The sequence below is a fragment of the Gilvimarinus sp. F26214L genome, assembly GCF_054401055.1.
The window spans coordinates 1-854 of record NZ_JBTIYG010000039.1 but is presented as its reverse complement, the minus strand read 5'-3'; the positions used below and the strand labels follow the sequence as shown (position 1 = coordinate 854).

At 62.6% G+C, this 854-nt stretch carries 1 protein-coding gene; it reads right to left on the bottom strand.

Features of this window, described 5'->3' with window-relative positions; genetic code table 11:
* Positions 1–107: 107 nt before the first annotated feature.
* Positions 108–611 (bottom strand): DUF1269 domain-containing protein, encoded by a 504-nt coding sequence (locus ACURWW_RS17225; protein ID WP_445618384.1) that lies wholly within the window; start codon positions 609–611, stop codon positions 108–110.
* Positions 612–854: the final 243 nt, after the last annotated feature.

The window sequence follows — 854 nt, the reverse complement described above, 5'->3', positions numbered from 1 at the left end:
AAACACCAAACGGCATACGACCCGCATTGGGCAACATAGCCCGTTGCGGGAAGTTAGGGCAGATGGTATCTACACGCAGACGCGAGGAAGGGGCAGGGATTTGCGCGTTAGGGGATCAAGCGCGCGCGCGGCTCGGCGCCCATGACCTGAATGCGGGGCTCCACCTCGCGAACGCGGTGCTCCCAGTGCCGAAAGTCCTGTTCGGGCACGTCAGCCAGCACGAGTATGCTGCCTTCCTCGATGGAGTGCTGGAATTTCTTGAGCCGCGAACTGGAAAAGGCACTGCCTGCAAGGCTCGTCAGCAGACCGCCGAGGCCCGCGCCCAGCAAGCTCACCACCAGCACGGCGCCACCGCTAAGGATGCCGGCCGGCGCGAGGAGCCGCACCAACAACCCGGCTGCCAGGCCGGTGGAGCCGCCAAAGAAGACTCCGCGTTGATACGATGCCAGAAAGTCATCAGCCTCCGGCCCGGCATCGGGCAAGCTACTGGTGTCGATATCGGAGCGCGCGACCGTATAGATGTGCGCCTCCGGGATGCCGTTGCTTTCCAGCATGTCCACCAGCCGCTCGGCGGTGGGTATATCGGGGGAGAGAAAACAAAGACGCTTCATAAGCACATCCTGTGTTGAGCGTGCGGCTGCCGAAGCTGGTCCGTGTGTTGGGTTACGGCCTGCGGCCTAACCCAACCTACATCCAGGCGCGGCGGATGGAGGACGATGCCACGGAACCCGTAGGTTGGGTTAGCGTAGCGTAACCCAACATCCGTTCGGCCGAGTCTGTTGGGTTACGGCCTGCGGCCTAACCCAACCTTGTATCTGTCCTGCGACTCTGGCTAGCTACCGGGGCGCGAATGA

Excerpts from the sequence above, each read along its gene's own strand:
- ACURWW_RS17225 (WP_445618384.1), bottom strand. The coding sequence starts at position 611 with ATGAAGCGTCTTTGTTTTCTCTCCCCCGATATACCCACCGCCGAGCGG.